Origin of the sequence: Microbacterium sp. zg.B48, from assembly GCF_024623505.1 — a bacterium.
In the GTDB taxonomy this organism is placed as follows: Bacteria; Actinomycetota; Actinomycetes; order Actinomycetales; family Microbacteriaceae; genus Microbacterium.
This window is the reverse complement of sequence record NZ_JANJFE010000010.1, coordinates 109,828-135,559: the sequence shown is the minus strand read 5'-3', so window position 1 is coordinate 135,559 and position 25,732 is coordinate 109,828. Positions and strand designations below refer to the sequence as shown.

The following is a 25,732-nucleotide window of genomic DNA, read 5'->3' as shown; positions in this document are numbered from 1 at the left end:
ACCGGTACGCCTCCGCAGCCCCGTCACCTCGTGGGCGCGGAACCTGCGGCGCGCCGGCGTCGGGCGGCGGCGCGCTGAATGGCGGCCTGACGTCGCGCCTCCGCGGCCGGCAGCGTGCGCGCGAACGACAGCAGCACCCCCGCGGCCAGCAGCACCGATACGAGTGACGTGCCACCCTGCGACATGAACGGCAGCGGCACGCCCAGCACCGGGAACAGGCGCAGCACGACGCCGATGTTGATCAGGGCCTGGCCGACGATCCACACCGTGATCGCACCGGACACGATCCGCACGAACGGGTCGTCCGTCTTGCGGATGACGTGGAAGGCACCGACGGCGAACAGCGCGAACAGGCTCAGCACGACCGCGCAGCCGATGAGTCCGAGCTCTTCGCCGACGATCGCGAAGACGTAGTCGTTGGCCGCGGCGGGCAGCCAGTACTTCGCCTTGGAGTTGCCCAGGCCCAGGCCGAAGACCCCGCCACCGGCGAGCCCCCAGATGCCGTGCAGCGGCTGGTAGCAGCTGTTGAAGTAGTCCGCCAGGCAGTTGGTGTCCAGGAAGCTCATGATCCGTCGCATGCGGTCGGGACTGGTGACGGCGAGGGCGGCGACGGCCGCGACGGAGGCGATCAGCGGCAGGATGAAGATCCGCAGCTTGACGCCGGAGAAGAACAGGGCGCCGAGCAGGATGAGCACGAGGATCATCGCCGTGCCCAGGTCGCTTCCGGCCAGGACGGTCGCGATCACGAGCGCCCCGACCGGTACGACCGGGATGAAGACGTGCCGCCACAGCCCGAGCAGGGTCTGTTTGCGGAACAGCACGTAGCCCATCCACAGCGCCAGGCCCAGTTTGAGGAACTCGGCAGGCTGGAACTGGAACCCGCCGATCAGGATCCAGTTGCGGTTTCCGTTCGCCTCGACGCCGAGACCGGGAACGAAGACCAGCAGCTGGAACAGCACCGAGCCGATCAGCGCCGGCCACGCGATGCGCTTCCAGAAGGCGATCGGCAGGCGGCTCGCGACGAACATCAGCGGGATGCCGATGACCGCGAAGACCACCTGCTTGATGACCTCCTCGTAGGGCGGGTCGCCGGCGGCCGTCGCGGTGGCCGAGGTGGCCGACAGCACCATCACCAGGCCGAATCCGGTCAGCAGCAGTGCGGTGGACGCCAGGAGCAGGAACTCACTCGGCACCGGTGCGAACACGCGACCGAGGGACACCCGAGCGGCGAGGCCGCGGCGCGCCTGCGGATCAGGCTCGGTCGGCGGAAGGGGGGTCGGTCTGGGAGTCGTGGTGGTCACCGTTCTCCCTTCCGATCAGCTCTCTGACCGCAGCGGCGAACCGCCGGCCGCGGTCGGCGTAGGAGGTGAACTGGTCGAAGGATGCTGCGGCGGGGGCGAGCAGTACGACGTCCCCGGCACGTGCGATCCCGGCTGCCAGTTCGACAACCCGCGCCATGATCTGTTCAGTCTCATCGGCGTCCACCTCGAACAGCGGCACCGCGGGCGCGTGTCGCGAGAACGCCGCGACCACCGCCGTCCGGTCGGCACCGATCACGATCGCCGCCTTCGCGCCGGCGCCCCGTCCGGCGACGAGCTCGGAGATGTCCACGCCTTTGAGCATTCCCCCGACGACCCAGACCGACCCCGGGTAGGCGGCCAGGGAGGATGCCGCAGCGTGCGGATTCGTCGCCTTGGAGTCATCGACCCAGGTCACCCCGTCCGCCGTCTCGACGATCTGGATGCGGTGCGGGTCGAGGCGGAATTCCTGCAGTGCGCCGCGGATCGCAGCGGGCGGGACATCCAGCGACCGGGCCAGCGCGCCGGCGGCCAGGACGTTGGCGACGATGTGCGGGGCGGCCAGTCCGTGCGCATCGAGTTCGGCGACAGTGGTCAGCTCCAGCGCGCTGGTGCGCCGGTCTTCCAGGAACGCCCGGTCCACGAGGATCCCGTCGACCACACCGAGATCGCTCGGCCCGGGCACGCCCAGATCGAACCCGATGGCGCGCGCACCCTCGACCACCTCGGCGTCCTCGACCATGCGGCGCGTCTCGGCATCCGCCTTGTTGTACACGCACGCCACGCGCGTGTGGTCGTAGACGTGCGCCTTGGCGTCGCGGTACGCCTGGGCGGAGCCGTGCCATTCGAGGTGGTCGTCGGCCAGGTTCAGGCAGACGCTGGCGTAGGGCGAGACGGGAGCGGGACCGGTCTGCAGCCCGAGGTACCAGAGCTGGTGGCTGGAGAGCTCCACGACCAGCACGTCGAAGCCGGCCGGGTCGCGCACCGCGTCGAGCACGGGCGTTCCGATGTTGCCCACCGGGGCCGCCCGCAACCCGCCCTCGAGCAACATGGTCGCGGCCAGCCGTGTCGTGGTCGTCTTCCCGTTCGTCCCGGTGATCAGGACCCACTCGGCCGGGCTGCCGTCCGGCCGCGGGACCTTGTCGCGCACGCGCCAGGCCAGCTCGATGTCGCCCCACACTGCGATGCCGGACGCGCGCGCCCATTCGATGACGGGGTGACGCGGCGCGAACCCCGGTGAGGCGACGATCACCTCGGGAGCGAACGCGACGAGCTGGTCGGGGACGCTCGCGAGCGGACCGAACCAGGACCGGACGCCGATGACCGGCAGCAGCCGCTCGTACTCCGGGTCGGCGGACTCGGAGACGACGAGCACGTCGGCTCCGAGCTCGGCGAGGGTGTCCGCGGCCGAGAACCCGGTGACCGACAGGCCGAGCACCGCGACGCGCAGGCCTGCCCAGTCGGCGCGCCAGCTGTTCAGGGAATCAAGTCGAGGCGTGGTCATGCGCGTGAGAGCCATTCGACGTAGAACAGTCCGACCGCTGAGATCGCCAGCATCCCGGAGATGATCCACATGCGGACCACGATCGTGATCTCGGGCCACCCGCGCATCTCGAGGTGGTGGTGGAACGGACTCATCAGGAACAGGCGTTTGCCGCGGGTGAGTTTGAAGTACAGCCGCTGGGCGATGACCGAGCCCGAGGCCAGCGCGTATGCCCCGGCGACCAGGACCAGCAGGATCTCGGTGCGGGTGAGGATGGCCATCGCCGCGATGACTCCGCCGATACCCATGGACCCGACGTCTCCCATGAAGATGCTGGCCTTGGGTGCGTTCCACCAGAGGAACCCGATCAGCGAGCCGGCGAAGGCGGCCGAGACGATCGCGAGGTCCAGCGGATCTCGGGTCGGATAGCAGGCGCTGAGGAATTCCGGGCCGCCGGTGCACACCTGCTGGAACTGCCAGAAGGCGATGAGGCTGTACGCGCCGACCATGAAGATGCCGGCGCCGGCGGCGAGTCCGTCCAGCCCGTCCGCCACGTTGGCGCTGTTGGATGCCGCCACGCCGATGAGGGAGATCCACGCCAGGTAGAGCAGCCATCCCAGGATCGGGCCGAGTGCCATGAAGGACAGCACCTGCACGTCGCGGAACACCGACACGTAGGCCGCGGCCGGCGTCTGCCCGACCTTGTTGGGGAAGTTCAGCGCGATGATCGCGAACGGCACGAGCACGATCACCTGTCCGACGATCTTGCGCCAGCCGCTCAGCCCGAGGCTGCGCTGGCGGTGCACCTTCATGTAGTCGTCGATGAAGCCGACCGCGCCGAGTCCGACCATGAGCCACAGCACCAGGAGCCCGGACACGGTGGGGGGGTTGTTGCCCGTCCACGTGCCCACGAAATAGCCGACGATGGTGCCGACGATGAAGATGGTGCCGCCCATGGTGGGCGTGCCGCGCTTTTCACCGTGGCTGGGATTGTGGATGTTCTCGGGGGTGCGGATCACCTGACCCCAGCCCCATTTGCGGAACAGCCGGATGAAGACCGGCGTCAGGAAGAGACTGAATGCCAGGGAGATCGCCGCCGCCGTCAGAAGTGATCTCACGAGAACGATTCTCCCAGACGATCGCCGAGGAACCGCAGGCCCGCCGCGTTCGACGACTTCACCAGCACCCGGTCCCCGTCCCGCAACTCCCCGAGGAGATACTCGTACGCCTCGTCCGCGGTGGCGAAGAAGACGGCCTCGGCGTCCCACGAGCCCTGCGCGATCGCCTCGAGGTACATCCGGCGCGCGTCGGTTCCGACCACGACGATCCGCTGGATGCCGAGACGCACCGCCAGCAGTCCGACGCGATCGTGTTCCTCGTCGGCGTATTCGCCCAGCTCGCTCATCGCGCCCAGCACCGCGACGGTGCGCTCGCCCGGACCGGTGATCTGCGCGAGGGTGCGCAGCGCCGCAGACATGGAATCGGGACTGGCGTTGTAGGCGTCGTTGATGATGCGCACACGCTCGGACCCGAGCGGCTGCATGCGCCATCGCTCGGCCAGCTGCACCGTCTCCAGACGCGTGATGCACTCCGCGAGCGGCACGCCCAGCGCGGTGGCCGTCGCGATGGCGGCGAGGGCGTTCATGATGTGGTGCTCACCGAGGACACGCAGGTGCAGCGGGGCGGACACGCCGTCCGCGGTGACGACACAGCGGGTGCCGTCGCCCCCGACGACGACATCGTCCGCCCGGACGTCCGCACCGGGACCCCGACCGAACCAGCGGACGCCGGCGGACTGCTCCGCGGCGATCGGCGCCATCGCGGCCACCCGCGGGTCATCGGCGTTGAGCACCGTCAAACCGCCGGGACGAATCGCCCGAACCAGCTCGGACTTGGCCGCGAACGTCGCTTCCATGCCGCCGAATCCACCGGCGTGCGCCATCCCCACCATGAGCACGACGGCGACGTCGGGCTCGACGAGCCCGGCCAGCCGCGCGATCTCCCCCGGGCCACTGGCGCCGAACTCGCTGACGAGGAACCGGGTGGAGGGGGTGACGCGGAGCATCGTCAGCGGCGCGCCCACCTCGTTGTTGAAAGAGGCCCGGGGTGCGACGGTCTCGCCCTCGTCCTCGAGGATGCGAGCGAGCAGGTTCTTCGTCGTGGTCTTGCCGTTGGAGCCGGTGATCCCCACGATGCGCAGGTCGCCGGTCTTCCGGACCTCTGCGACGACGTGGCGGGCCAGGTCGGCGAGGGCCGCGATGGCGTCGGCGACCACCACCTGGGTGACGGATGCCGCCACCACACGCTCCACGATCGCCACGGCGGCGCCGCGTTCGACGGCGGCGTCGACGAACACGTGTCCGTCGGTGACCTCACCGGGCTTGGCGACGAAGATGCCGCCCGGTCGGATCAGTCGCGAGTCGGTGTCGACGTCCCCGGACACGACCGCCTCCGGTGCGACGCCGGGGGCGAGTTCGAGCCGTCCGTTCAGGACGTGGGCAAGCTGAGCAAGAGTGAGCGCGATCATCGATTCTCCGGCCGGAAGGGATGCTGCTCGTGCGCCGGCAACGTCAGCCGAACTTCGGAAGCAGCATCGGCGCCGTCGTTGCGGGCATCACCCGGTAGGTCTTCAGGACCTGGGTCATGGCCTTCTGGAACGCGGGCGCATTGGCCGCAGACGATGTTACCTTGGTCGGCTCGTCCAGGGTGACGACGACGATGTACTTGGGGTCCTCCGCGGGCGCGAACCCGATCATGGTGGTGAAGTACGCCCCCGCCTTGTAGCCGCCGTTGCCGTCGGATTTCTCACCCGTGCCGGTCTTGACGGCCAGGCGGTAGCCGGGCACCTCGATCTGCTCCGCGTAGTTGGCCTGGATCGCGACGTTCTCGAGGATCTCGCGCGTCTGCGCCGCGGCCTGTTCGCTGACCACCCGCGTCGGCTCGGGCAGGGTCGGCTCCACCACCGTGCCGTCGGGCTTCAGGCACGACTCCACGAGCGAGAGCGGCATCCGGACCCCATCGTTGGCGATCGCGTCGTACGCGCCGACCAGCTCGGGCACGGTCGTGGTCAGCCCCTGCCCGAACGAGGTGTTGTACGTCGTCTGGTTGTCCCATTCGCTCGCGGGGCGCAGCCATCCGCTCTGCTCCCCCTCGAATCGCACCGCGCTGCCTGCGCCGATGCCGAATCTCTTCAGGTAGTCGAAGCGCGTGGCGGAGTCGACCCGCTCGCTGAACTTCGAGATGCCGGCGTTCGAGGAATCGATCAGCACACCCGCGAGGGTGTACTCGTACGCCTCGTGATTGAACGCATCGCTGACTCGCGCGCCGTTGGCGAAGGTCTCTCGGCTCGAGGCGACGACCGTCGAGGTCGGGGTCTGGCCACCCGCGTCGAGGACCGTCGCGGCGGTCAGTGCCTTGAACGTCGATCCGGGCTCGAAGAAGTTGCGGAACAGACGGCTTCCGCGGTCGGCGTCCCCGGACGCATCGACGTTGTTGGGGTCGACGGTGGGGTACTCCGCGACCGCCCGGATCTTGCCGGTCTCGGCTTCGACGACCATGATCGAGCCACTCTGGGCGACCATGTCCTGCACCTGTTCGGCGATCAGCTGCTGCAGATACCACTGCAGATCGCGGTTGATGGTCAGCTGCAGCGTCCCGCCGTTGATCGCCGGCTGCTGTCGTTCCGTGCCGGGGATGACGACGCCGTCCTTGCCCTTCTGGAACGCCAGCGCGCCGTTGGTGGCCAGCAGGCAGTCGTTCTGACTCTTCTCGATGCCGGCGAGCGGCGCGGCGTCGATGCCCATGAATCCGACGAGGTTGCCCCCGACCGCGCCGTCCGGGTAGGTGCGCGCCGGGTGCGCGTCGAAGGTGAGGAAGGGGGCGCCGATGTCCACCAGCGCGCGGTACTGCTCGGTGGTCAGTCCGCGCCGAAGGTACGCGAACTGAGAGTTCGGATCGTCGGCGCGTGCATCGGCGACGATCTTCTGCACCTCCTCGGCCGTCTGCCCGGTGATCGCGGCGATCTCGCCGGCGACCTGACTCCACGGCACTTCGACCCGCTCGCCATCGTCGTTGCGGCGGGTGAGCGGTCCGACGTTCTTCGGATCCAGCACGCCGTCGTACAGCAGGATGCTGCCGGCGAGGGTCTGCCCGGTCTCATCCACGATCTCGCCCCTGGTGCCGTACAGGGTCCGGGAGGCACCCAACGCGACTTTCATCGAGTCGGTGATGTGCGAATCGGCGTTGACCACCTGGATGTCCACCAGCCGGACGATGAAGCCGGAGAGGACTGCCAGCACGACCGCCAGCGCGATCACCGTGCGACGCCGAGGGCTTCGGGTGCTTCTCGTGGTCATGAGATCAGTGTGTGCTCGGGGTGGGCAGTCCGTCGGTCAGTGGCGGCGGAGTGTTCGAGACTCCGTCGTCGGTGACCACGACCTCCGGCGCCACGGGCGCACCCTCGATGGTGGCGTCCGGGGCCGTCACGAGCGGCGTGTCCGTGATGAGCGCGTTGGGGACCGCTGCGCGGCCGATGGCGTCCACCGAGGAGGTGCCGAGTGAAACCTGCCCGGCACCCAGAAGTGCGCCATCGCTCAGCCGGAGATAGCTCGGCGACTCGTTGATGACCATCCCGAGAGCGGACGCGTTGGCCGCGAGATACTGCGGCGAGCCGAGCCCGGCGACCTCGTCGTAGAGGATCTGCTTCTTCCAGGTCAGCTCGCGGGACTCCTGCGTCAGAGCGGACAGCTCGTAGGAGCTCTGCATGGTGAGGATCGACAGGCCCATCTGGGCGGCGCCGATGGTCAGCGCCCCGACCAGCGCGACGACGCCGTAGATCAGCTTCGGGCGGCGCCGGCGCGAGGGCTCTTCGACGACCCGCAACCGGCGGTTCGGGACCTCGATCGGTGTGGGGGCGGCGACCGCGGCCTGCTGGAGGGCGTTCACGCGGCATCCCTCACTCGCTCGGCAGCACGCAGCCGCACGGGCGTTGCCCGCGGGTTGCGCTCGCGCTCCGCCTCGGAGGCGAGCTCAGCGCCTCTGACCAGAAGCCGGAAGCGCGGTGCGTGCTCGGGCAGCTCGACGGGCAGCCCGGCAGGCGAGGTCGAGGCCGCCGCCGCCGTGAGGGCGCGCTTGACCAGACGGTCCTCGAGCGACTGGTAGGACAGCACGACGATGCGGCCACCGACCGGCAGGGTGTCCAGGGCGGCGGGAATGGCGCGCTCCAGGACGGCGAGTTCGCCGTTGACCTCGATGCGCAGAGCCTGGAACACGCGCTTGGCCGGGTGACCGGTGCGCTGTGCCGCGTAGGGGGTGGCGGCGATCAGAATCTCCACCAGCTGCCCGGACCGTTCGATCGGGGCGGTCTCCCGCGCCCGGATGATGGCGCGGGCGTACCGGCCGGAGAGCTTCTCTTCGCCGTATCTCTCGAAGATGCGGCGCAGCTCGCCTTCGCTGTAGGTGGCCAGGACGTAGGACGCCATCGGACCGGTGGTCTGATCCATCCGCATGTCCAGGGGTGCGTCCTTCGAGTATGCGAAGCCGCGATCGGCCTCGTCCAACTGCAGGGACGAGACGCCCAGGTCGAACAGGATGCCGTCCGCCGCGTCGAATCCGGCGGATTCGACGGCCGCCGCGATGCCGTCGTAGACGGTGTGCACCAGGGTGATCCGGTCGGCGAAGCGCGCGAGACGCTCCCCCGCGATGCGCAGGGCATCCTGGTCGCGGTCCAGCCCGATCAGATGGATGCCGGGGAACCGCTCCAGGAACGCCTCTGAGTGTCCGCCCATGCCGAGTGTGGCGTCGACGAACACCGCGCCGTCCCGCTGCAGGGCGGGGGCGAGCAGCTCGACGCATCGGTCGAGCATCACCGGGGTGTGGATATCGCGCAGGTCCATGGTCTTCGAGGCCCTGTTCCCCAGATCCTGATCCCCATCCGCTCTGACCTGACACCGGGGAAGTGTGTCAGGGCGTGAGCGGCTGGGAGTCAGGGTCGGGGGCTCAGAACAGGCCCGGGATCACCTCCTGCTCGAGTTCGGCGTAGCTGGATTCGTTGCCTTCGGCGTACGCGTTCCAGGAGTCGGCGTTCCAGATCTCCGCGTGCGCGCCCACGCCGGTGACGACGAGGTCCTTCTCGAGCCCGGCGTAGGCGCGCAGCGAAGGGGGGATCGTGATGCGGTTCTGCCCGTCGGGCTTCTCGGCGCTCGCACCGGAGAGGAACATGCGCAGGAAGTCGCGGGCCTGCTTGTTCGACAGCGGGGTCTCCCGGATGCGCTCGTGGATCCGCTCGAATTCGTCAGAGCTGAAGACGTAGAGGCACCGTTCCTGGCCACGGGTGATGACGATGCCGTCGCCCAGGTCGTCGCGGAATTTGGCCGGAAGGATGACGCGGCCCTTGTCGTCGAGCTTGGGAGTGTGCGTGCCCAAAAGCATCGGTACACCACCCCCTTCGTCCGGCCCCCGCGAGGTTGGTCACCACTTTACTCCACTTCCCTCCACTTTGTCACTCAATCGGCGGCCCGGCAGCCCTTCCCCTCCCCCGCGCGGGATCGGCGCTCGTCTGAGGGACAAAGCAAAAGCACCGACCCACGGGTCGGTGCTTGGCGTTTCGTCATCGAGTGACGGCTCAGGGCCCCCCTTGGCGGCGATCCCACCGATCGTTCATGCGATCCATGAACGAGGAGTTGGCCCGCGGCTTGGACGTCGGCCGCGCCGTCGCATCCATCGGAGCGCGCGCGAGACCGCGAGTCGGAGTGACGGCCAGGACAACGCCGGCCAGCATCACCACGAAACCGATGACACCGACGACGATCAGCTGCGTCGAGACCCCCACCACGAGTGCCCCAAGACCGACGAGAACGAGAATCGTCCCGTACACGATGTTGCGGTAACTCAAGGTGCGGCCGTCGCGAGGCGCGCTGACCACATCGGCGTCATTACGCATGAGATGGCGTTCCATCTCGTCGAGCAGACGCTGCTCCTGTTCGGAGAGTGGCATGCATCCCCCTCTAGTTGCTCGGTCGCGTCGATTCTACGCGACCCCTCGATCACTAGGCTAGGCCCGTGTCACCCTCCCCGGATGCCGTTGAAGCGGTTTCCCAGCGTCTGAACATCTTCCATTCGGCCCAGGCCAGAAGTGCCGTCGAACTCGGCCCGGAAGCCGAGCTCGTCGTGCGCGCCGGAGCCACCGCGGTCGACGGCGGCAAGCGTCTGCGCGGACGGTTCTGCATCGCCGGGTGGAGGGCAGTGGAGGAAGCCTCTCACGCCCCCTGCGCACCGCCCTCTGAGGTGGTCGCGGCCGCCGCCGCGCTGGAGGTGTTCCATGCCGCCGCGCTGGTGCACGACGACGTCATCGACAACTCCGACACGCGGCGAGGCCGCCCCGCCGCGCATCGTGCGCTCGAGGCTTCGCACCGCGCACAGGGATGGGTGGGGGATGCCGCCGCCTTCGGTCGCTCCGGCGCCATCCTGCTCGGGGACCTCCTGGTCGCCTGGAGCGATGATCTCTTCGAGGAAGGGCTGCTCGACGCAGCGCCCGATCGCGCGAACGCCGCCCGACGCGAGTACGCGAAGATGCGCCGAGAGGTGACCATCGGCCAGTTCCTGGACATCGCCGAGGAGTCCGCGTACGCGACCGAGCCGGATGAGCGTCATGCGCAGCGGGCGCTGCGGGTCGCCTCCCTCAAGTCGGCCCGCTACAGCATCCAGCAGCCGCTGCTGATCGGTGCGGCGCTGGCGGGTGCCGATGAAGCGCAGCAAGCGGCACTCGCCGCGTTCGGGCATCCGGTGGGGATGGCCTTCCAGCTGCGCGATGACGTGCTGGGTGTCTTCGGCGATCAGGCGGCCACGGGCAAGCCGTCCGGCGACGACCTGCGAGAGGGCAAGCGGACCGTGCTGGTCGCGTTCGCCCGCGAGCGCCTCGCTCCCCCTGCGCGGCGCATCATGGACGAGCTCATCGGGGATCCGGACCTGGATGCCGCACAGATCGCGTCCCTGCAGCGCACGATTCTGGAGACCGGCGCGCTCGATCGGGTCGAGGATCTCATCGCCGACTATTCGCGGCAGGCGGAGCGGGCACTGTCCGGGGCGCGGCTCGGCAATGCCGCGGTCGGTGAGCTGAGGGACCTGGCGCGCGCCGCGACGGTGCGCACGACGTGACGGCGCAGCCCTCGCTCAGCCGAGCGACTGGGCGACGCGACGTACTTCGCTCTTGCGCCCTGCGCGCAGCGCTTCGATCGGGGGGATGCCGATCGACTCCTCCGAGGTGAGGAGCCAGTCGATGGCCTCGTCGTCGGTGAAGCCCGCGTCGTGCAGCACGAAGAGCGTGCCGCGGAGCGAGCCGATCGGTTCGCCGTCCTGAATGAACACGGCAGGCACCTGAAGCGGTCCGTGGCGACGGGAGCCGACCAGGTGCAGCTCATCCAGCAGCCTGCGCACCCGGCCCAGGGGTTCCCCGAGCACCTCGGTCAGGTCGGCGAGGGTCAGCCAGTCGGTTTCGATCTTGGGCGTGGCGTCTGCTGTCACTCAGCAACTATCTCATCCCGCCCGCGGTCCTCGGCAAGCCCTGCCCGAGTCGAGGTCCGAATCACTTCAGTCACGTCAGTCACGCGTGCACCTTCTATAACTCCGGTTGACACCAATTCACTTCCGTGACACGGTTTTTGGAATCCACAGAGGGGGGTTCGCTTGCGACCCGACCACCGCTCAGCCCGAGCCCATGCCCTACGCACGGCGTCAACCGGCGTGCCGGCCGCTGTCGCGGGCTCCCTCGCGCTTCTTCTCGGAGCGACGCCGGCGCACGCCGGTGAGCCGGTCCGCGGCGAGGCGCCGTCACATCGCATGCTCGGCGCACTCGACCGCTCGGCGGCGGTCGCGCCCGCCTCGGCGCGTGTGCAAGCCGCGCCCGCGCCGGCGACGTGCATCGTGCAGCCCGGCGACACCGTGACGGCGATCGCCACCCGTCACGGACTCCGCACCGTCGACGTCCTGGCTCTGAACGGCTTGGACTGGTCCTCGGTGATCCACCCGGGACAGGTGCTCGCACTGGGGGCGGCTCCGGTCGCGGCGGCGCCGAACCCGGCCGACCCCGGCGGGCCGGCGCCGTCTTCGGGGTCCTACGTGGTGGCCGGCGGCGACACGATCAGCTCCATCGCAGACCGGCATGGCGTCTCGGTCCAAGACGTGTTCGCCGCCAACGGCCTCGGCTGGGCGTCGATCATCTACCCCGGCCAGACGCTTGCCATCCCCGGCGCCGCGCCGGCCGCTCCGGTCGAGGTCGCCGTACCGGTCGCGCCCGCACCGACGCCGGTCGCACCCTCCGCGGCCTCCCATGTCGTCGTCGCCGGCGACACCGTCAGTGCGATCGCGGCGCGTCACGGCGTGAGCGTTGCGTCGGTGTTGGCGGCCAACGGCCTCACTCCGGCATCGATCATCTACCCGGGTCAGACGATCGCGATCCCGGTCGCGATCTCCCCGGAGCTGGTTGCGGACGTCACGCCGATCGCATCCCCGGCGAGCGGACTGGATGCCGAGCAGGCTGCCAACGCGCAGATCATCATCAGCGTCGGACGGGAGCTGGGTGTTCCCGACCGCGGCATCGCCATCGCCCTCGGCACCGCGATGCAGGAGTCGTGGCTGCGCAACCTGGACTGGGGCGACCGCGACTCGCTCGGCCTGTTCCAGCAGCGTCCGAGCACGGGATGGGGCACGCCCGACGAGGTGCGCGACCCGGTCCGTGCCGCGCGAGCGTTCTACGGCGGCCCTTCGGACCCGAACGGATTCGTCACCCGCGGCCTGCTGGACATCGACGGCTGGCAGAGCCTGTCGTTCGCGGACGCCGCGCAGGCGGTGCAGATCTCGGCGTACCCGGATCGTTACGCGCAGTGGGAGCAGCCCGCGTCGGTGTGGCTCGCCGTCCACGGCTGATGCTCCGCGCATGCGCCTCGGCGCGCCTTCGCGCCGGCAGCCCGGGGTGAGGCGCTCCGCGGCCTGGCAGGCACGCGTCCGTAGACTCAGATCGTGAGCACGAGTCAGCAGGCAGACCCGCTGATCGGACGTCTGGTCGACGGCCGATACCGGGTGCGCGCGCGCATCGCGCGCGGCGGCATGGCGACCGTGTACGTGGCGACCGACCTGCGCCTGGAGCGGCGCATAGCGCTCAAGGTCATGCACGGGCACCTCAGCGATGACACGGTGTTCCAGAGCCGGTTCATCCAGGAAGCCCGCGCGGCCGCACGGCTTGCCGACCCGCACGTGGTCAACGTGTTCGATCAGGGCCAGGACGGCGACATGGCGTATCTGGTCATGGAGTATCTGCCGGGCATCACGCTGCGCGAGCTGATGCGCGAGCAGCGTCGGCTGACCGTGCCGCAGACCGTCACCATCATGGATGCCATCCTGTCCGGCCTCGCGGCGGCACACCGAGCCGGCATCGTGCATCGGGACGTCAAGCCGGAGAACGTGCTGCTGGCCGAGGACGGGCGCATCAAGATCGGCGACTTCGGACTCGCGCGCGCCACCACCGCGAACACCGCCACCGGCGCTCAGCTGCTCGGCACGATCGCCTACCTCGCGCCCGAGCTGGTCACGCGCGGAATGGCGGACGCGCGCAGCGACATCTACTCCCTCGGCATCATGCTCTACGAGATGCTCGTCGGCGAGCAGCCCTACAAGGGCGAGCAGCCGATGCAGATCGCCTTCCAGCACGCGACCGACTCGGTGCCCCGTCCCAGCGTGAAGAACCCCGGCGTTCCGGAACAGCTCGATGAGCTCGTCCTGTGGGCGACCGAGAAGTCGCCGGATGACCGGCCCAACGACGCGAAAGAGATGCTGGACCGACTGCGTGCGATCGAGCATGAGCTGGGCATCGCGCCGCAGGTCGCCCGCACGATCTCGGCGGGCATCATCCGCGACGAGAGCAGCGGCACCGGCGAACTGACCCAGGTGCTGCCGGCCGCGCTGACCGGACCGACCACCGCAGTGGAGGACGTCGACAACTCCACGCGCCTGCGCGCCGCGACGAAGCGGCGCGCGGTCAGGGGCGGGTGGCTCTTCGCCCTCGTCATCCTCCTCGCCGCGGTCGCGGGGGGTGTGGGCTGGTGGTTCGGGTCCGGTCCCGGCTCGCAGATCGCCGTTCCCGATGTGACCGATCGCACCTTCGCGGAGGCTCAGCAGATCTTGGCGGAACAATCGTTCCAGGCCGTGCAGAAGGACGTCTTCGACCTCGAGATCGCCCCCGGCATCGTGGTCGCCACGGATCCGCCCGCCGGCTCCCGCCTGGACAAGGACTCGACCGTCGAGGTGCTGGTCTCGCAGGGTCCACAGCCTCGTGAGATCCAGTCGCTCGCCGGATCAAGCGCGAACGATGCCCGCGGCATCCTGGTCGGGCTGAATCTGCAGGTTGCGGAGCCGGACGAGGAGTTCTTCACCGACGCGGCAGAGGGGACGGTCATCGGGGTGTCGGTCACGCCGCGCGCCGGCGGCGATGCCGTGGACTGCTCCCAGGGCTGCACCGCGCTGGAGGGCGACACCGTCACCCTCTCGGTGTCGGTCGGCCCGGTACCGGACGTCACCGGCCAGAGCGTGGAGTCCGCCTCGGCCGCCCTCAGCGAGCGGGGCCTGTCTGTGGGAGGCACGGTCGAGGAGACCAGCGACGAGTTCGACCGCGGTCAGGTGATGTACATCGCCGACCGCGACGGTGGCGGCAGCTGGCGTCCCGGCGAGTCCGTCACACTCGTGGTCTCGGCCGGTCCCCCGCTGTTCCCGGTGCCGAACATCGTCGGCATGACCCGCGACCAGGCCAAGGCCGCGCTCACCGGCGCCGGCTTCGACTACGAGTACGCGACGCTGTGGAATGCCGTCCTCGACGAGATCACCAAGGTCGAGTCGCAACTGCCCGGCGCCGGAACGCAGCACCCCAAGGGGACCGTGGTCTCGTTCCGGATCCAGGGCGCGTTCTAACGCCCCGAGGGCTCGGGGCTCGGGGCTCGGGGCTCGGGGCTCGAGGGCTCGGGCTCGGGGAAAGGGCTCCATCCGCCGCCGGGGGCGGCAACTCGACCTTGACGCGGATCGGATCAACGCGTGCTGCGCACGCATTGATCCGATCCGCGTCAACGCTTGTCGAGCTCCTCGGCCACCAGGAAGGCGAGCTCCAGGCTCTGCATGTGGTTCAGGCGCGGATCGCACAGGCTCTCGTACCGCGTGGCCAGCGTCGCCTCGTCGATCATCTCGGATCCGCCGAGGCACTCGGTGACATCGTCGCCGGTCAGTTCGACGTGGATGCCGCCGGGATGCGTGCCGACCGCGCGATGCGCGTCGAAGAACCCGCGCACCTCGTCCACGACGTCGTCGAACCGGCGGGTCTTGTAGCCGGTCGGCGTCGTGATGCCGTTGCCGTGCATCGGGTCGGTGACCCACAGCGGAGTCGCGCCCGAGTCCCGGACGGCCTCCAGCAGCGGCGGCAGCGCGTCGCGGATCTTCCCCGAGCCCATGCGCGTGATGAACGTGAGCCGACCCGGCTCCCGCTCGGGGTCGAGCTTGTCGATGAGGTCCAGCACCGTCGACGGCGTCGTGGACGGCCCGAGCTTCACGCCGATCGGGTTGCGGATCTTGGAGAAGTAGTCCACGTGCGCACCGTCGAGGTCGCGCGTGCGCTCGCCGATCCACAGGAAGTGCGCGGACGTGTTGTAGGGCGTTCCGGTGCGCGAGTCGATCCGCGTCATGGGGCGCTCGTAGTCCATCAGCAGGCCCTCATGCCCGGTGTAGAACTCGACACGGCGCAGCTCGTCGAAGTTCGCGCCGGCGGCCTCCATGAACTTGATGGCCCGATCGATCTCGTGCGCGAGGCCCTCGTAGCGCTGGTTGGCGGGGTTCTCGGCGAACCCCTTGTTCCAGCTGTGCACTTCGCGCAGGTCCGCGAATCCCCCCTGGGTGAAGGCCCGGATGAGGTTCAGCGTCGACGCGGCCGTGTGGTACCCCTTCAGCAGCCGGGCGGGGTCGGCGCGGCGGGAGCCTTCGGTGAAGTCGAACCCGTTGACGATGTCGCCGCGGTACGCCGGAAGCGTGACGTCCCCGCGCGTCTCGGTGTCGCTGGAGCGCGGCTTGGCGAACTGCCCTGCCATGCGCCCCATCTTCACGATCGGCATCGATGCGCCGTACGTGAGGACGACCGCCATCTGCAGCACCGTCTTGATGCGGTTGCGGATCTGCTCCGCGGTGGCACCGGCGAACGTCTCGGCGCAGTCGCCGCCCTGCAGCAGGAATGCCCGACCGGATGCCGCACGCGCCAACTGGTCCCGGAGGTTGTCCACCTCGCCCGCGAAGACCAGCGGCGGCAGCGTCGCGATCTCCGCGGAGACCGCTGCGACCGCATCCGCGTCATACCACGTGGGTTGCTGTTTGATCGGCAGAGTCCGCCAGTGATCGAGTGCATCGAGCTGTTGAAGCATCGGGCCAGTCTATCCGCGCGCGCGGACCGCCCGACGCCGCCCCGCGCCCGCCGTCAGCGGCCGCTCAACGCCGGCGCGCGGTCCTTCACCGTCGAGGCGTAGACGTCGTCGTAGGCCTGCTCGCCGAGGCGCTGCAGCGCCACCATGATCTCGTCGGTCACCGACCGGAGGATGTACCGGTCACCCTCCATGCCGATGAAGCGCGAGAAATCCAGCGGCTCGCCGATCACCACCCCCACCCGGCCCACTCGGGGGATGCTGCGGCCGATGGGCATGATCGCGTCGGTGTCGACCATGACCACGGGGATGACGGGGACGCGCGCCTCCAGCGCCATCCGCGCGATGCCGGTGCGCCCGCGGTACAGACGGCCGTCCGGGCTGCGCGTTCCCTCCGGATAGATCCCCAGCAGATCACCACGACCCAGCACGGCCAGCCCGGTGTTCAGGGATGCTTCGGACGCCTTCCCGCCGGAGCGGTCGATCGGAATCTGACCGGTGGCCTTCATGAACATCCTGGTCGCCCAGCCGCGGAGGCCTTTGCCGGTGAAGTAGTCGCTCTTGGCGAGGAAGGACATCGGGCGATCGATCATCAGCGGCAGGAACACCGAATCCGACACGGACAGGTGGTTGCTCGCCAGGATCGCGGCGCCCTCGACGGGCACGTTGCGGCGCCCGACGATCCAGGGCCGGAAGATCGCCTTGACCAGCGGCCCGATCACGATGTACTTCATCAGCCAGTAGAACATCGCCTACACGCTCGCGATCGGATCGGCGATCGCCAGGTCGGCCGCACCGATCAGTCCGGCATCGTTGCCGAGCTGGGCGATCGCGAACGCAGCCACCGGGCGGTCGCCGTAGCCCGGGAGCGATGTCTCGTACGCGATCCGCACTGGGCCCAGCAGCTGATCCCCCAGCTGCGCGACACCACCGCCGATGACGAACAGCTCGGGATCGAGCACCGCCTGAAAGCCGCCGCACGCCTCGCCCAGCGCGGTCGCGACCCGCCGCAGCGCCTCCACGGCACCGGGATCGCCGGCCATGACCAGTCGGGAGATCGCCGCTCCTTCCAGCGTGCCCTGGCCGGCGCGGACGGCGGCCAGGCCGGCGCCCATTCCCCCGGCATCCGCTATCGCGTTCGCTTCGCGCTGGAGTGCCCGGCCGGACGCATACTGCTCGAGGCATCCCTGCTGTCCACAGCCGCAGAGGAGCCCATCGCGGCTGAAGCGGGTGTGTCCGAGCTCCGCGGCGATGCCGTGGCCGCCGCGGAAGAGCGCCCCGTCCAGGACGACCGCACCACCCACGCCGGTGCCCATGGTGAGCATCACCATGTTGTCCACGTTCCGGCCGGCGCCGAACCTGAACTCCGCCCAGCCTGCCGCGTTCGCATCGTTCTCGATCGTGACGGGAAGATCGATCCGGGCCTCGAGGACGGCTTTGAGCGGCTCGTTGCGCCAGGCGATGTTCGGCGCGTGGATCACGGACGCACGGTCACGGTCGACGAACCCGGCCGCCGCGACACCTACGGCCTCGACATCGTGCGACTCACGGAGGCTGCGCACCATGGCGATCACGGCATCGGCCAGGGCGCGGGTGTCCACCGGCGTATCGACACGGAGCTGCTCGAGGATGCGGCCGGACGCGTCGACGACTCCCCCGGCGATCTTCGTCCCGCCGATGTCGATCCCGACCTTGAGCACGGCACTTCCTCTCCGGCCGGCGCTGCGGCGGCGGCGCCTTGCAGTCTACTGGCGCTCGTCCGTGAGGCGGGAGTTCGGCCGAGCCCCGTCGCAAAGCGCCACCCTGGACGTCGCGGGTGTGGGGCGCACCCCTCCGATAGACTCGGGGAGCGATCTACCCGAGCACGTGTCCGGTACCGAAGGAGTTGCCGTGGTTGAATTCGAAGTCCCTGCGATCGTCCCAGCTGACCCGCAGGCCAACATCACCGACCTCCTGGTCGACCGAGTGAAGGCGACGCCGCAACTGGCCCTGTTCGCCGTCCCGGACGGCGCAGGCTGGCGCGACATCACCGCGGCGGAATTCCACCGCCAGGTCATCGCCTTGGCGAAGGGGCTGGCCGCGTCGGGCATCGAGCCCGGCGACAAGGTCGGGTTCATCGCCCGAACGACATATGACTGGACCCTGGTCGATTTCGCGCTGTTCTTCGCGGGCGCGGTGATGGTCCCGATCTACGAGACCAGCTCCCCTGCGCAGATCGCCTGGAACCTCACCGACTCGGGCGCCGTGGCCTGCATCGTCGAATCCACCGACCACTCCGCACGACTCGATGAGGTCCGCGCCGACGTGCCGCTGGTGCGCTCGGTGTGGGAGATGCATCGCGGCGACCTGGACAAGCTGGTCGAGCGGGGCGCGGGGGTGCCCGACGAAGAGATCGAGCGCCGCCGGAACATCGCCAACGGCGCCGACATCGCCACGCTGATCTACACCTCCGGCTCCACCGGCCGCCCCAAGGGGTGCGTGCTCACGCACAGCAACTTCGTGGAGCTGATCCGCAACTCGTCCAAGGCGCTGAGCGAGGTCGTGGAGACCCCCGGCGCCTCGACGCTGCTGTTCATCACGACGGCGCACATCTTCGCGCGGTTCATCTCGATCCTCGACATCCATGCCGGCGTCAAGACCGGACACCAGCCGGACACCAAGCAGCTGCTGCCCGCTCTGGGATCGTTCAAGCCGACGTTCCTGCTGGCCGTGCCCCGTGTCTTCGAGAAGGTCTACAACTCCGCCGAGCAGAAGGCCGAAGCCGGCGGCAAGGGCAAGATCTTCCGCGCCGCGGCGCACACGGCGGTGGAGCACTCCACGCTGCAGCAGGAGGGCAAGAAGATCCCGTTCGGGATGAAGATCAAGTTCGCGCTGTTCGACCGGCTCGTCTACAGCAAGCTGCGCGCGGCGATGGGCGGCAATGTGGTCTACGCCGTGTCCGGCTCCGCGCCGCTCGGCCCGCGCCTGGGGCACTTCTTCCACAGCCTCGGCGTCGTCATCCTCGAGGGCTACGGCCTCACCGAGACCACCGCACCGGCGACGGTGAACCTGGCGACCAAGTCCAAGATCGGCACGGTGGGTCCGGCATTGCCGGGCGTGGGCGTCCGCCTCGACGACGACGGCGAGATCCAGGTCCGCGGCATCAACGTGTTCAAGGAGTACTGGCGCAATCCCGAGGCGACCGCCGCATCGTTCGACGGGGACTGGTTCAAGACCGGCGACATCGGCGCGTTCGACTCCGAGGGCTTCCTGACCATCACGGGCCGCAAGAAGGAGATCATCGTGACCGCAGCGGGCAAGAACGTCGCCCCCGCGACGCTCGAAGACCCCATCCGGGCGAACCCGATCGTCGGTCAGGTCGTGGTGGTCGGCGACCAGAAGCCGTTCATCTCGGCCCTGGTCACCCTGGACAGCGAGATGCTGCCGACCTGGCTGGGCAACAACAACCTGCCGGCTGACATGTCACTGGCGGATGCCGCGAACAACGGCGCTGTCCGCGCCGAGATCCAGCGTGCCATCGACGGGGCGAACACCCACGTCTCGCGCGCGGAATCGATCCGCAAGTTCACGATCCTGTCCGAGGAGTGGACCGAGGCCAGCGGTCACCTGACCCCGAAGATGAGCATCAAGCGGAACATCATCATGGAGGACTTCGCCGAGGAGATCACCGCGCTGTACGTCGTGCCGGTGAACACCTCGAACGTCTCGCTCAGCTGAGAGCACGACAAACGCCCCAGTCTCTCGGGACTGGGGCGTTTTCGCGTGTGTGCCTGCGCTCGCTACTCGATCTTGACACGCAGCAGACTCAACGCTGCTGCGCAGCATTGAGTCTGCTCGTGTCAAAACCAGTCGCTCTCGCGGATCTCGCGCATCGCGATGCGTCGGGTCTCCGAGGGCAGGCGATCCAGGTAGAGCTTGCCGTCGAGGTGGTCCGTCTCGTGCTGCAGCGCTTGCGCGAGGAGCCCCTCGCCCTCGAGCCTGATCTGGTTCCCGTCCAGATCGGTACCGGTCACGGTCGCACGCGGGTGACGCAGCGCGTCGTGCCACAGACCCGGGACGGACAGGCAGCCCTCGCCGACCAGTTCCGGCTCACCGGAGACCTCGACCAGCACCGGGTTCAAGACGTACCCGATATCGCCGTCGATGTTGTAGCTGAATGCGCGCAGCCCCACGCCGATCTGCGGCGCGGCGACTCCGGCGCGGCCGGGAAGTTCGACCGTGTCGACGAGATCCTTGACCAGAGCGCGCACACCGTCGTCGATCTCTTCGATCGGGGCGCTGGGCGCCCGCAGGACGGGGTCGCCGAAGACGCGGATGGGTCGGACGGCCATGGCCCTACGCTGCCGGGGTCAGGGCGCGCAGACCCTCGACGACGGCGGCGGCCAGGTCGCGCGCCGCGAGACGGGTCGCCGGCTGCAGCTCGCGGAACGAGATCGCGCTGCCGGCGGCGATGTGCGGGTCGTAAGGGATGCGCACCACCGAGCGCACGCGGGTCCGGAAGTGCGCTTCCAGCTCATCGATCTGCACGAGCGGCGCACCGGGACGTGCGGTGTTCAGCACGACGATGGTGTTGCGCACCTGCTCCGCGTATCCGTTCGTCTCGAGCCAGGTCAGGGTCTCGGAGGCCAGACGGGCCTCGTCCACGCTCAGCCCGGCGACCACGACGAGCTGGTCGGCGAGGTCGAGCGTGGCGCCCATCACCGAGTGCACGATGCCGGTGCCGGTGTCGGTGAGGATGATCGAGTAGTAATGGGCTGCGATGCTGGCCACATCGTGGTAATCGCGATCGTTCAGCGCCTCGGACACGCGCGGGTCGGCATCCGATGCCAGCACGTCAAGCCGCGTCTCGTCGCGCGCGACGACGTTCGAGATGTCGTTGTAGCCGGTCACTTCGGCCCGCACCTTGACCAGGTCGCGCACCGTCTTGCCGCTCGTGCGCGAGATGCGCTCGGCGAGCGTCCCGCGATCGGGGTTGGCGTCCACTGCGATGACGCGGTCGTCGCGGGCATCGGCCAATGCCATCCCCAGGAGCGTCGTGACCGTGGTCTTGCCCACGCCGCCCTTGCGCGAGAGCACCGGCACGAACCGGGCCCCGCCGGTCAACGGGGCCGCGATGCGGCGATCCAGCTCCTTGCGGGCGCGGGCGCGCTTTCCGTCGCCGAGGTTGATCCGGTGCCGCGTGACCGAGTACACGAAGTGCTGCCAGGCGCCCTCGGGCTCGGGACGGACAACCTGGTGCGGGTCGAGCAGACGATCCGCGGTCAGCAGGTCGGCGGTCTCGCGTCCGGCCTCGAACTCGCCCAGCCGCTTGGAGGTCATCGTCACGTCGGCGCGCGGAATGACCCGCTCGACGGCGTGTGCACGCTGCGGCCGCGGTTCGACCTCGGGATGCTGTGCCTCGCGGCGGGTGGCTGGGATGGAACCGGTGGACGTCGGGCTCGAGGAAGCCCCGACCGTCTGTCCCACGGTGCCTGCCGTGCCGGACGTCGACGCCGCCGACTGCGGATTCGGGTCACTGGGCTGGTTGGAGCGGGTCGCGGGTGTCGGGCCGGTGATCGACATCGCCCCGCCGTCCCGCGAACCGTCGACCGATGCGGTGCTCTGGTCCTCCGCCGCGATGACCGCCGGCGCGGCGGCATGGTCGTCGCCGGCCTCCTCGATGACGGCATCCTCGATGTTGCCGACGTCGTCCCGGGCACCCTCGCCGTCGCTCAGTCCCTCGAGCTCGCCGGTCTCGACGTTCTCCTCGTCGAAACCGGGGGATTGCTGGGTGGTCTCGTACTCCAGCTCGTCGTCCACGACGCCGTCGTCCACGAGGTCGTCGTCGGTCGCGGACGGCAGCTGCACGCTGATCTGTTCGGTCTGACCGCCCAGCATGCCGAAGCCCGACGTCGCGAGATTCCCCGCGTCGGAGAGCACGCCGTGCTGCTCCGGATCAGCGTCGTCGGAATGCGTCTGGTCGGTGCGATCGGGCGTCACTGCGGTACTCCAAGAGGGTCAAATGTGGTGCGCACGAAATGTCGCACCCTCCAGGCTACTGCGCGGGGCGGATCACGACCAAAAGGTCACCGGCGTCCACCTGCTGGGTTTCCGCGATGGCGAGCCGCTCGACGACGCCGTCGACGGGCGCGGTGATCGCCGCTTCCATCTTCATCGCCTCGATGGATGCGATCGGCGAACCGGCCGTGACGGTGTCTCCGACCGATGTCTTGAGGGTGACCACGCCCGAGAACGGAGCCGCGACCTGCCCCGGCTTGGTGGTGTCGGCCCGCTCGGCCTGCCGGGTGTCGACGACGATGCTGCGGTCGCGCACGTAGACCGGCCGCAGCTGTCCGTTGAGCGTCGTCATGACGGTTCGCATGCCCTTGGCGTCCGCTTCGCCGATCGCCTCGAGCCCGACGTACAGCTGCACGCCCGGGTCGATCTCGGCCACATGCTCCTCGCCCGGCTTCAGCCCGTAGAGGTAGTCGGGCGTTCCGAGCGATGACAGGTCGCCGTACGTCTCGCGGTTGGACTCGAAATCCTTGGCGGGTCCGGGGAAGAGCAGGCGGTTCAGGGTCCGGCGTCGCGTGGCCGCGTCACCGGACAGTCCGTCCCGCTCTTCGTCGGTCAGCGGGGGGACGTCGATCGAGATCTGCCGGCCCGCAAGGACTTTCGTCCGGAACGGCTCCGGCCAGCCTCCGGGCAGGTCCCCCAGCTCGCCCGCCATGAACCCGACCACCGAATCCGGGATGTCGTAGTTCTGCGGGTTCTCGGCGAAATCGGCGGGATCGGCCTTGGCCGCCACAAGGGCCAGGGCCAGATCGCCCACCACTTTGGAGGATGGCGTGACCTTCGGGATGCGCCCCAGGATCCGGTCGGCCGCGGCGTACATGTCCTCGATCAGCTCGAAGTCGTCGGCCATTCCGAGCGCGATCGCCTGCTGGCGCAGGTTGGAGAGCTGTCCGCCTGGGATCTCGTGGTGGTATACGCGCCCGGTGGGTCCAGGGAGACCCGATTCGAACGGAGCGTAGAGGTGGCGCACGCCCTCCCAGTACGGCTCGAGGTCGCTGACCGCAGACAGGTCGATGCCGGTGTCGCGCTCGGTGTGCGCGAGCGCGGCCACGAGCGCGGACAGCGACGGCTGGCTGGTGGTGCCCGACAGCGGCGCGGCCGCGGCATCCACTGCGTCCACGCCCGCCGCACTGGCGGCGAGGAGCGTGGCGAGCTGTCCGCCTGCGGTGTCATGAGTGTGCAGGTGCACCGGGAGATCGAAGCGTTCACGGAGCGCGGTCACGAGCTTCGCGGCTGCTGCCGGTCGGAGCAGCCCTGCCATGTCCTTGATCGCGAGGATGTGCGCACCGGACTCGACGATCTGGTCGGCCAGACGCAGGTAGTAGTCGAGGGTGTACAGCGTCTCGCTGGGATCGAGCAGGTCTGCGGTGTAGCAGACGGCGACCTCGGCCAGCGCGGTGCCGGTCTCCAGGACGGCGTCGATGGCGGGCCGCATCTGGCTCACGTCGTTCAGCGCATCGAAGATCCGGAACACGTCGACACCGGTGGAGGCGGCTTCGCGCACGAACGCCTGTGCGACCTCGACCGGTCGGGGCGTGTAGCCGACGGTGTTGCGCCCTCGCAGCAGCATCTGGATCGGGATGTTCGGAATGGCCTCCCGCACGGCGGCGAGGCGCTCCCAGGGGTCCTCGGCGAGGAAGCGCAGCGCGACGTCGTACGTCGCGCCGCCCCACGCCTCCACCGACAGCAGCTGGGGCGTCATCCGGGCCACATGCGGTCCGACCCGCACCAGGTCCCGCGTGCGGACCCGAGTGGCCAGCAGCGACTGATGCGCGTCGCGATACGTCGTCTCGGTGACCGCGAGCGGCACCTGCTCGCGAAGCGCACGGGCGAACCCCGCCGGACCGAGGGCGCGCAGCCTGTCCAGCGTGCCGGACGGCGGCGGGGTCGAAAGGTCCAGCTCCGGCAGTTTGCTGCCCGGTGAGATGGAGATGGGCTTCTCGCCGTACGGGCGATTGACCGTGACGTCGGCGAGCCAGTTGATCAGTTTGGTGGCACGGTCGCGCGACGGGTGGCTGGTCAGCAGCCCCGGACGCTCCTCGATGAACGCGGTGCTCAGGTCGCCGGCGACGAACGCGGGATCGTCCAGCACCGCCCGCAGGAAGGGGATGTTCGTCGATACGCCACGGATGCGGAACTCGGCCAGACCGCGCTTGGCGCGTGCCACCGCGGCGGGGAAATCGCGTCCGCGGCACGTCATCTTGGCGAGCATCGAGTCGAAATGCGGGCTGATCTGCGAGCCGGCGGCGGTCGTTCCACCGTCCAGCCGGATGCCTGCGCCGCCGGGCGAGCGGTACGTCGTGATCCGGCCCGTATCGGGCCGGAAACCCTGCGCGGGGTCCTCGGTCGTGATGCGGCACTGCAGAGCAGCACCGCGCAGCACGATGTTGTCCTGGTTGAGCCCGAGGTCATCCAGGGTCTCTCCGGCGGCGATGCGGATCTGCGACTGCACGAGGTCGACATCGGTCACCTCTTCGGTGACCGTGTGCTCCACCTGGATGCGAGGGTTCATCTCGATGAAGACATGTTCGCCCGCGCGCTCCCCCGCGGTGTCCACGAGGAACTCGACGGTGCCCGCGTTGACGTAGCCGATGGACTTGGCGAACGCGACCGCGTCGCGGTGCAGCGCCGCGCGCAGCTCGTCGGAGATGTTCGGCGCCGGTGCGATCTCGATGACCTTCTGGTGACGGCGCTGCACGGAGCAGTCCCGCTCGAAGAGGTGGACGGTGTGTCCGGTCGCGTCCGCGAGGATCTGCACCTCGATGTGACGGGGACGCACGACGGCCTGCTCGAGGAACACGCGCGCATCGCCGAACGCCGCCCCGGCCTCGCGCATCGCCTCGGCGATCGCAGGGGGAAGCGCTTCGGGGCTTTCGACACGGCGCATGCCGCGCCCGCCGCCGCCGGCGACGGCCTTGACGAAGATGGGGAAGCCGATGTCGGCCGCCTGCGCCACCAGCTCGTCGACGTCCTCCGAAGCCTCCGTGGAGCGCAGCACCGGGACCCCGGCGGCGATCGCGTGGTGCTTGGCGGTGACCTTGTTGCCGGCCATCTCGAGGGCCGTCGACGGCGGCCCGATGAAGGTGATGCCGTTCTCGGCGGCGCGGGCAGCCAGCTCCGGGTTCTCGGACAGGAATCCGTAACCGGGGTAGATCGCGTCCGCGCCGGACGCGAGGGCGACCCGGATGATCTCCTCGACGTCGAGGTAGGCGCGCACAGGATGGCCCGGCTCCCCGATGACATAGGACTCGTCGGCCTTCTGCCGATGGAGTGAGCCGCGGTCCTCGTACGGGAAGACCGCGACCGTGCGGGCCCCCAGTTCGTACGCGGCGCGGAACGCTCGGATGGCGATCTCTCCGCGGTTGGCGACCAGGATCTTTCGGAACATTCGCACCTCGCTGGGCTGCCGACGAATCGGGCTGAGTGTGCTCTCAGCCTAGGGGACTGTAACGTAGTCG

General features: G+C 69.2%; 20 protein-coding genes. 4 read left to right on the top strand and 16 right to left on the bottom strand.

From position 1 onward, the window contains the following. Positions 1-23 precede the first annotated feature (23 nt). The 9 genes from ftsW to NQ152_RS07860 all read right to left on the bottom strand — a co-directional run bounded on the left by ftsW (position 24) and on the right by NQ152_RS07860 (position 9,775). On the bottom strand, positions 24-1,301 hold the full coding sequence (gene ftsW, locus NQ152_RS07900; protein WP_257523595.1) for a putative lipid II flippase FtsW: 1,278 nt from the start codon (positions 1,299-1,301) through the stop codon (positions 24-26). Continuing rightward, complete coding sequence (murD, locus tag NQ152_RS07895) at positions 1,252-2,802, bottom strand: UDP-N-acetylmuramoyl-L-alanine--D-glutamate ligase (protein WP_257523594.1); 1,551 nt, start codon at positions 2,800-2,802, stop codon at positions 1,252-1,254. The genes ftsW and murD overlap by 50 nt, the downstream gene beginning before the upstream one ends. Continuing rightward, positions 2,799-3,899, bottom strand: coding sequence for a phospho-N-acetylmuramoyl-pentapeptide-transferase (gene mraY / locus NQ152_RS07890; RefSeq protein ID WP_257501802.1), 1,101 nt, complete (start codon positions 3,897-3,899; stop codon positions 2,799-2,801). Before mraY ends, murD begins: the two co-directional genes overlap by 4 nt. After that, the gene (gene murF / locus NQ152_RS07885) at positions 3,896-5,308 is read right to left on the bottom strand and encodes a UDP-N-acetylmuramoyl-tripeptide--D-alanyl-D-alanine ligase (protein ID WP_257523593.1); all 1,413 of its coding nucleotides are present in this window, start codon (positions 5,306-5,308) and stop codon (positions 3,896-3,898) included. The genes mraY and murF overlap by 4 nt, the downstream gene beginning before the upstream one ends. A 43-nt stretch (positions 5,309-5,351) precedes the next feature. Continuing rightward, complete coding sequence (locus tag NQ152_RS07880; RefSeq protein WP_257523592.1) at positions 5,352-7,136, bottom strand: penicillin-binding protein 2; 1,785 nt, start codon at positions 7,134-7,136, stop codon at positions 5,352-5,354. A gap of 4 nt (positions 7,137-7,140) precedes the next feature. Then, positions 7,141-7,725 (bottom strand): hypothetical protein, encoded by a 585-nt coding sequence (locus NQ152_RS07875; protein ID WP_257523591.1) that lies wholly within the window; start codon positions 7,723-7,725, stop codon positions 7,141-7,143. Beyond that, a complete protein-coding gene (gene rsmH, locus NQ152_RS07870; protein WP_257501798.1) occupies positions 7,722-8,675 on the bottom strand; it encodes a 16S rRNA (cytosine(1402)-N(4))-methyltransferase RsmH in 954 nt (317 codons plus the stop codon). The genes NQ152_RS07875 and rsmH overlap by 4 nt, the downstream gene beginning before the upstream one ends. A gap of 103 nt (positions 8,676-8,778) precedes the next feature. Next, entirely contained in the window at positions 8,779-9,210 is a 432-nt protein-coding gene (gene mraZ / locus NQ152_RS07865) for a division/cell wall cluster transcriptional repressor MraZ (protein WP_257501797.1), read from the bottom strand. 193 nt (positions 9,211-9,403) lie between these two features. Beyond that, positions 9,404-9,775: a DUF3040 domain-containing protein gene (locus tag NQ152_RS07860; protein ID WP_257501796.1), complete on the bottom strand. Its 372-nt coding sequence runs from the start codon at positions 9,773-9,775 to the stop codon at positions 9,404-9,406. Between the two features lie 65 nt (positions 9,776-9,840). Between NQ152_RS07860 and NQ152_RS07855 the strand changes: the two genes are divergently transcribed. Beyond that, on the top strand, positions 9,841-10,935 hold the full coding sequence (locus NQ152_RS07855) for a polyprenyl synthetase family protein (protein ID WP_257523590.1): 1,095 nt from the start codon (positions 9,841-9,843) through the stop codon (positions 10,933-10,935). Positions 10,936-10,950: 15 nt separating this feature from the next. Here NQ152_RS07855 and NQ152_RS07850 read toward each other — a convergent pair whose 3' ends face one another. Then, positions 10,951-11,301 carry an Rv2175c family DNA-binding protein gene (locus tag NQ152_RS07850; protein WP_257501794.1) on the bottom strand — a complete coding sequence of 117 codons (351 nt, stop codon included), beginning with the start codon at positions 11,299-11,301 and terminating at the stop codon, positions 10,951-10,953. Between the two features lie 219 nt (positions 11,302-11,520). Between NQ152_RS07850 and NQ152_RS07845 the strand changes: the two genes are divergently transcribed. Next, a complete protein-coding gene (locus NQ152_RS07845; protein ID WP_257523589.1) occupies positions 11,521-12,702 on the top strand; it encodes a LysM peptidoglycan-binding domain-containing protein in 1,182 nt (393 codons plus the stop codon). A gap of 93 nt (positions 12,703-12,795) precedes the next feature. Next, on the top strand, positions 12,796-14,736 hold the full coding sequence (pknB, locus tag NQ152_RS07840) for a Stk1 family PASTA domain-containing Ser/Thr kinase (protein ID WP_257523588.1): 1,941 nt from the start codon (positions 12,796-12,798) through the stop codon (positions 14,734-14,736). A 149-nt stretch (positions 14,737-14,885) separates the two neighbouring features. Here pknB and NQ152_RS07835 read toward each other — a convergent pair whose 3' ends face one another. From NQ152_RS07835 to NQ152_RS07825, 3 genes are read right to left on the bottom strand one after another with little or no spacing between them, the layout of a single operon-like run. Next, positions 14,886-16,223 (bottom strand): class II 3-deoxy-7-phosphoheptulonate synthase, encoded by a 1,338-nt coding sequence (locus NQ152_RS07835; protein ID WP_257501791.1) that lies wholly within the window; start codon positions 16,221-16,223, stop codon positions 14,886-14,888. A 53-nt stretch (positions 16,224-16,276) separates the two neighbouring features. Beyond that, positions 16,277-16,969 (bottom strand): 1-acyl-sn-glycerol-3-phosphate acyltransferase, encoded by a 693-nt coding sequence (locus tag NQ152_RS07830; protein ID WP_257501790.1) that lies wholly within the window; start codon positions 16,967-16,969, stop codon positions 16,277-16,279. 3 nt (positions 16,970-16,972) lie between these two features. Next, positions 16,973-17,920, bottom strand: a complete 948-nt coding sequence (locus NQ152_RS07825; protein ID WP_257523587.1) for an ROK family glucokinase — start codon at positions 17,918-17,920, stop codon at positions 16,973-16,975. Positions 17,921-18,110: 190 nt separating this feature from the next. On the opposite strand from NQ152_RS07825, the gene NQ152_RS07820 reads away from it, so the two are divergent. After that, positions 18,111-19,937, top strand: coding sequence for an AMP-dependent synthetase/ligase (locus NQ152_RS07820; RefSeq protein WP_257523586.1), 1,827 nt, complete (start codon positions 18,111-18,113; stop codon positions 19,935-19,937). A gap of 122 nt (positions 19,938-20,059) precedes the next feature. Here NQ152_RS07820 and def read toward each other — a convergent pair whose 3' ends face one another. The 3 genes from def to NQ152_RS07805 form a co-directional block, all read right to left on the bottom strand. Next, on the bottom strand, positions 20,060-20,551 hold the full coding sequence (gene def / locus NQ152_RS07815; RefSeq protein ID WP_257523585.1) for a peptide deformylase: 492 nt from the start codon (positions 20,549-20,551) through the stop codon (positions 20,060-20,062). A 4-nt stretch (positions 20,552-20,555) separates the two neighbouring features. Beyond that, complete coding sequence (locus tag NQ152_RS07810) at positions 20,556-22,097, bottom strand: AAA family ATPase (RefSeq protein WP_306815773.1); 1,542 nt, start codon at positions 22,095-22,097, stop codon at positions 20,556-20,558. A gap of 157 nt (positions 22,098-22,254) precedes the next feature. Further along, positions 22,255-25,662, bottom strand: a complete 3,408-nt coding sequence (locus NQ152_RS07805) for a pyruvate carboxylase (RefSeq protein WP_257501785.1) — start codon at positions 25,660-25,662, stop codon at positions 22,255-22,257. Positions 25,663-25,732: the final 70 nt, after the last annotated feature.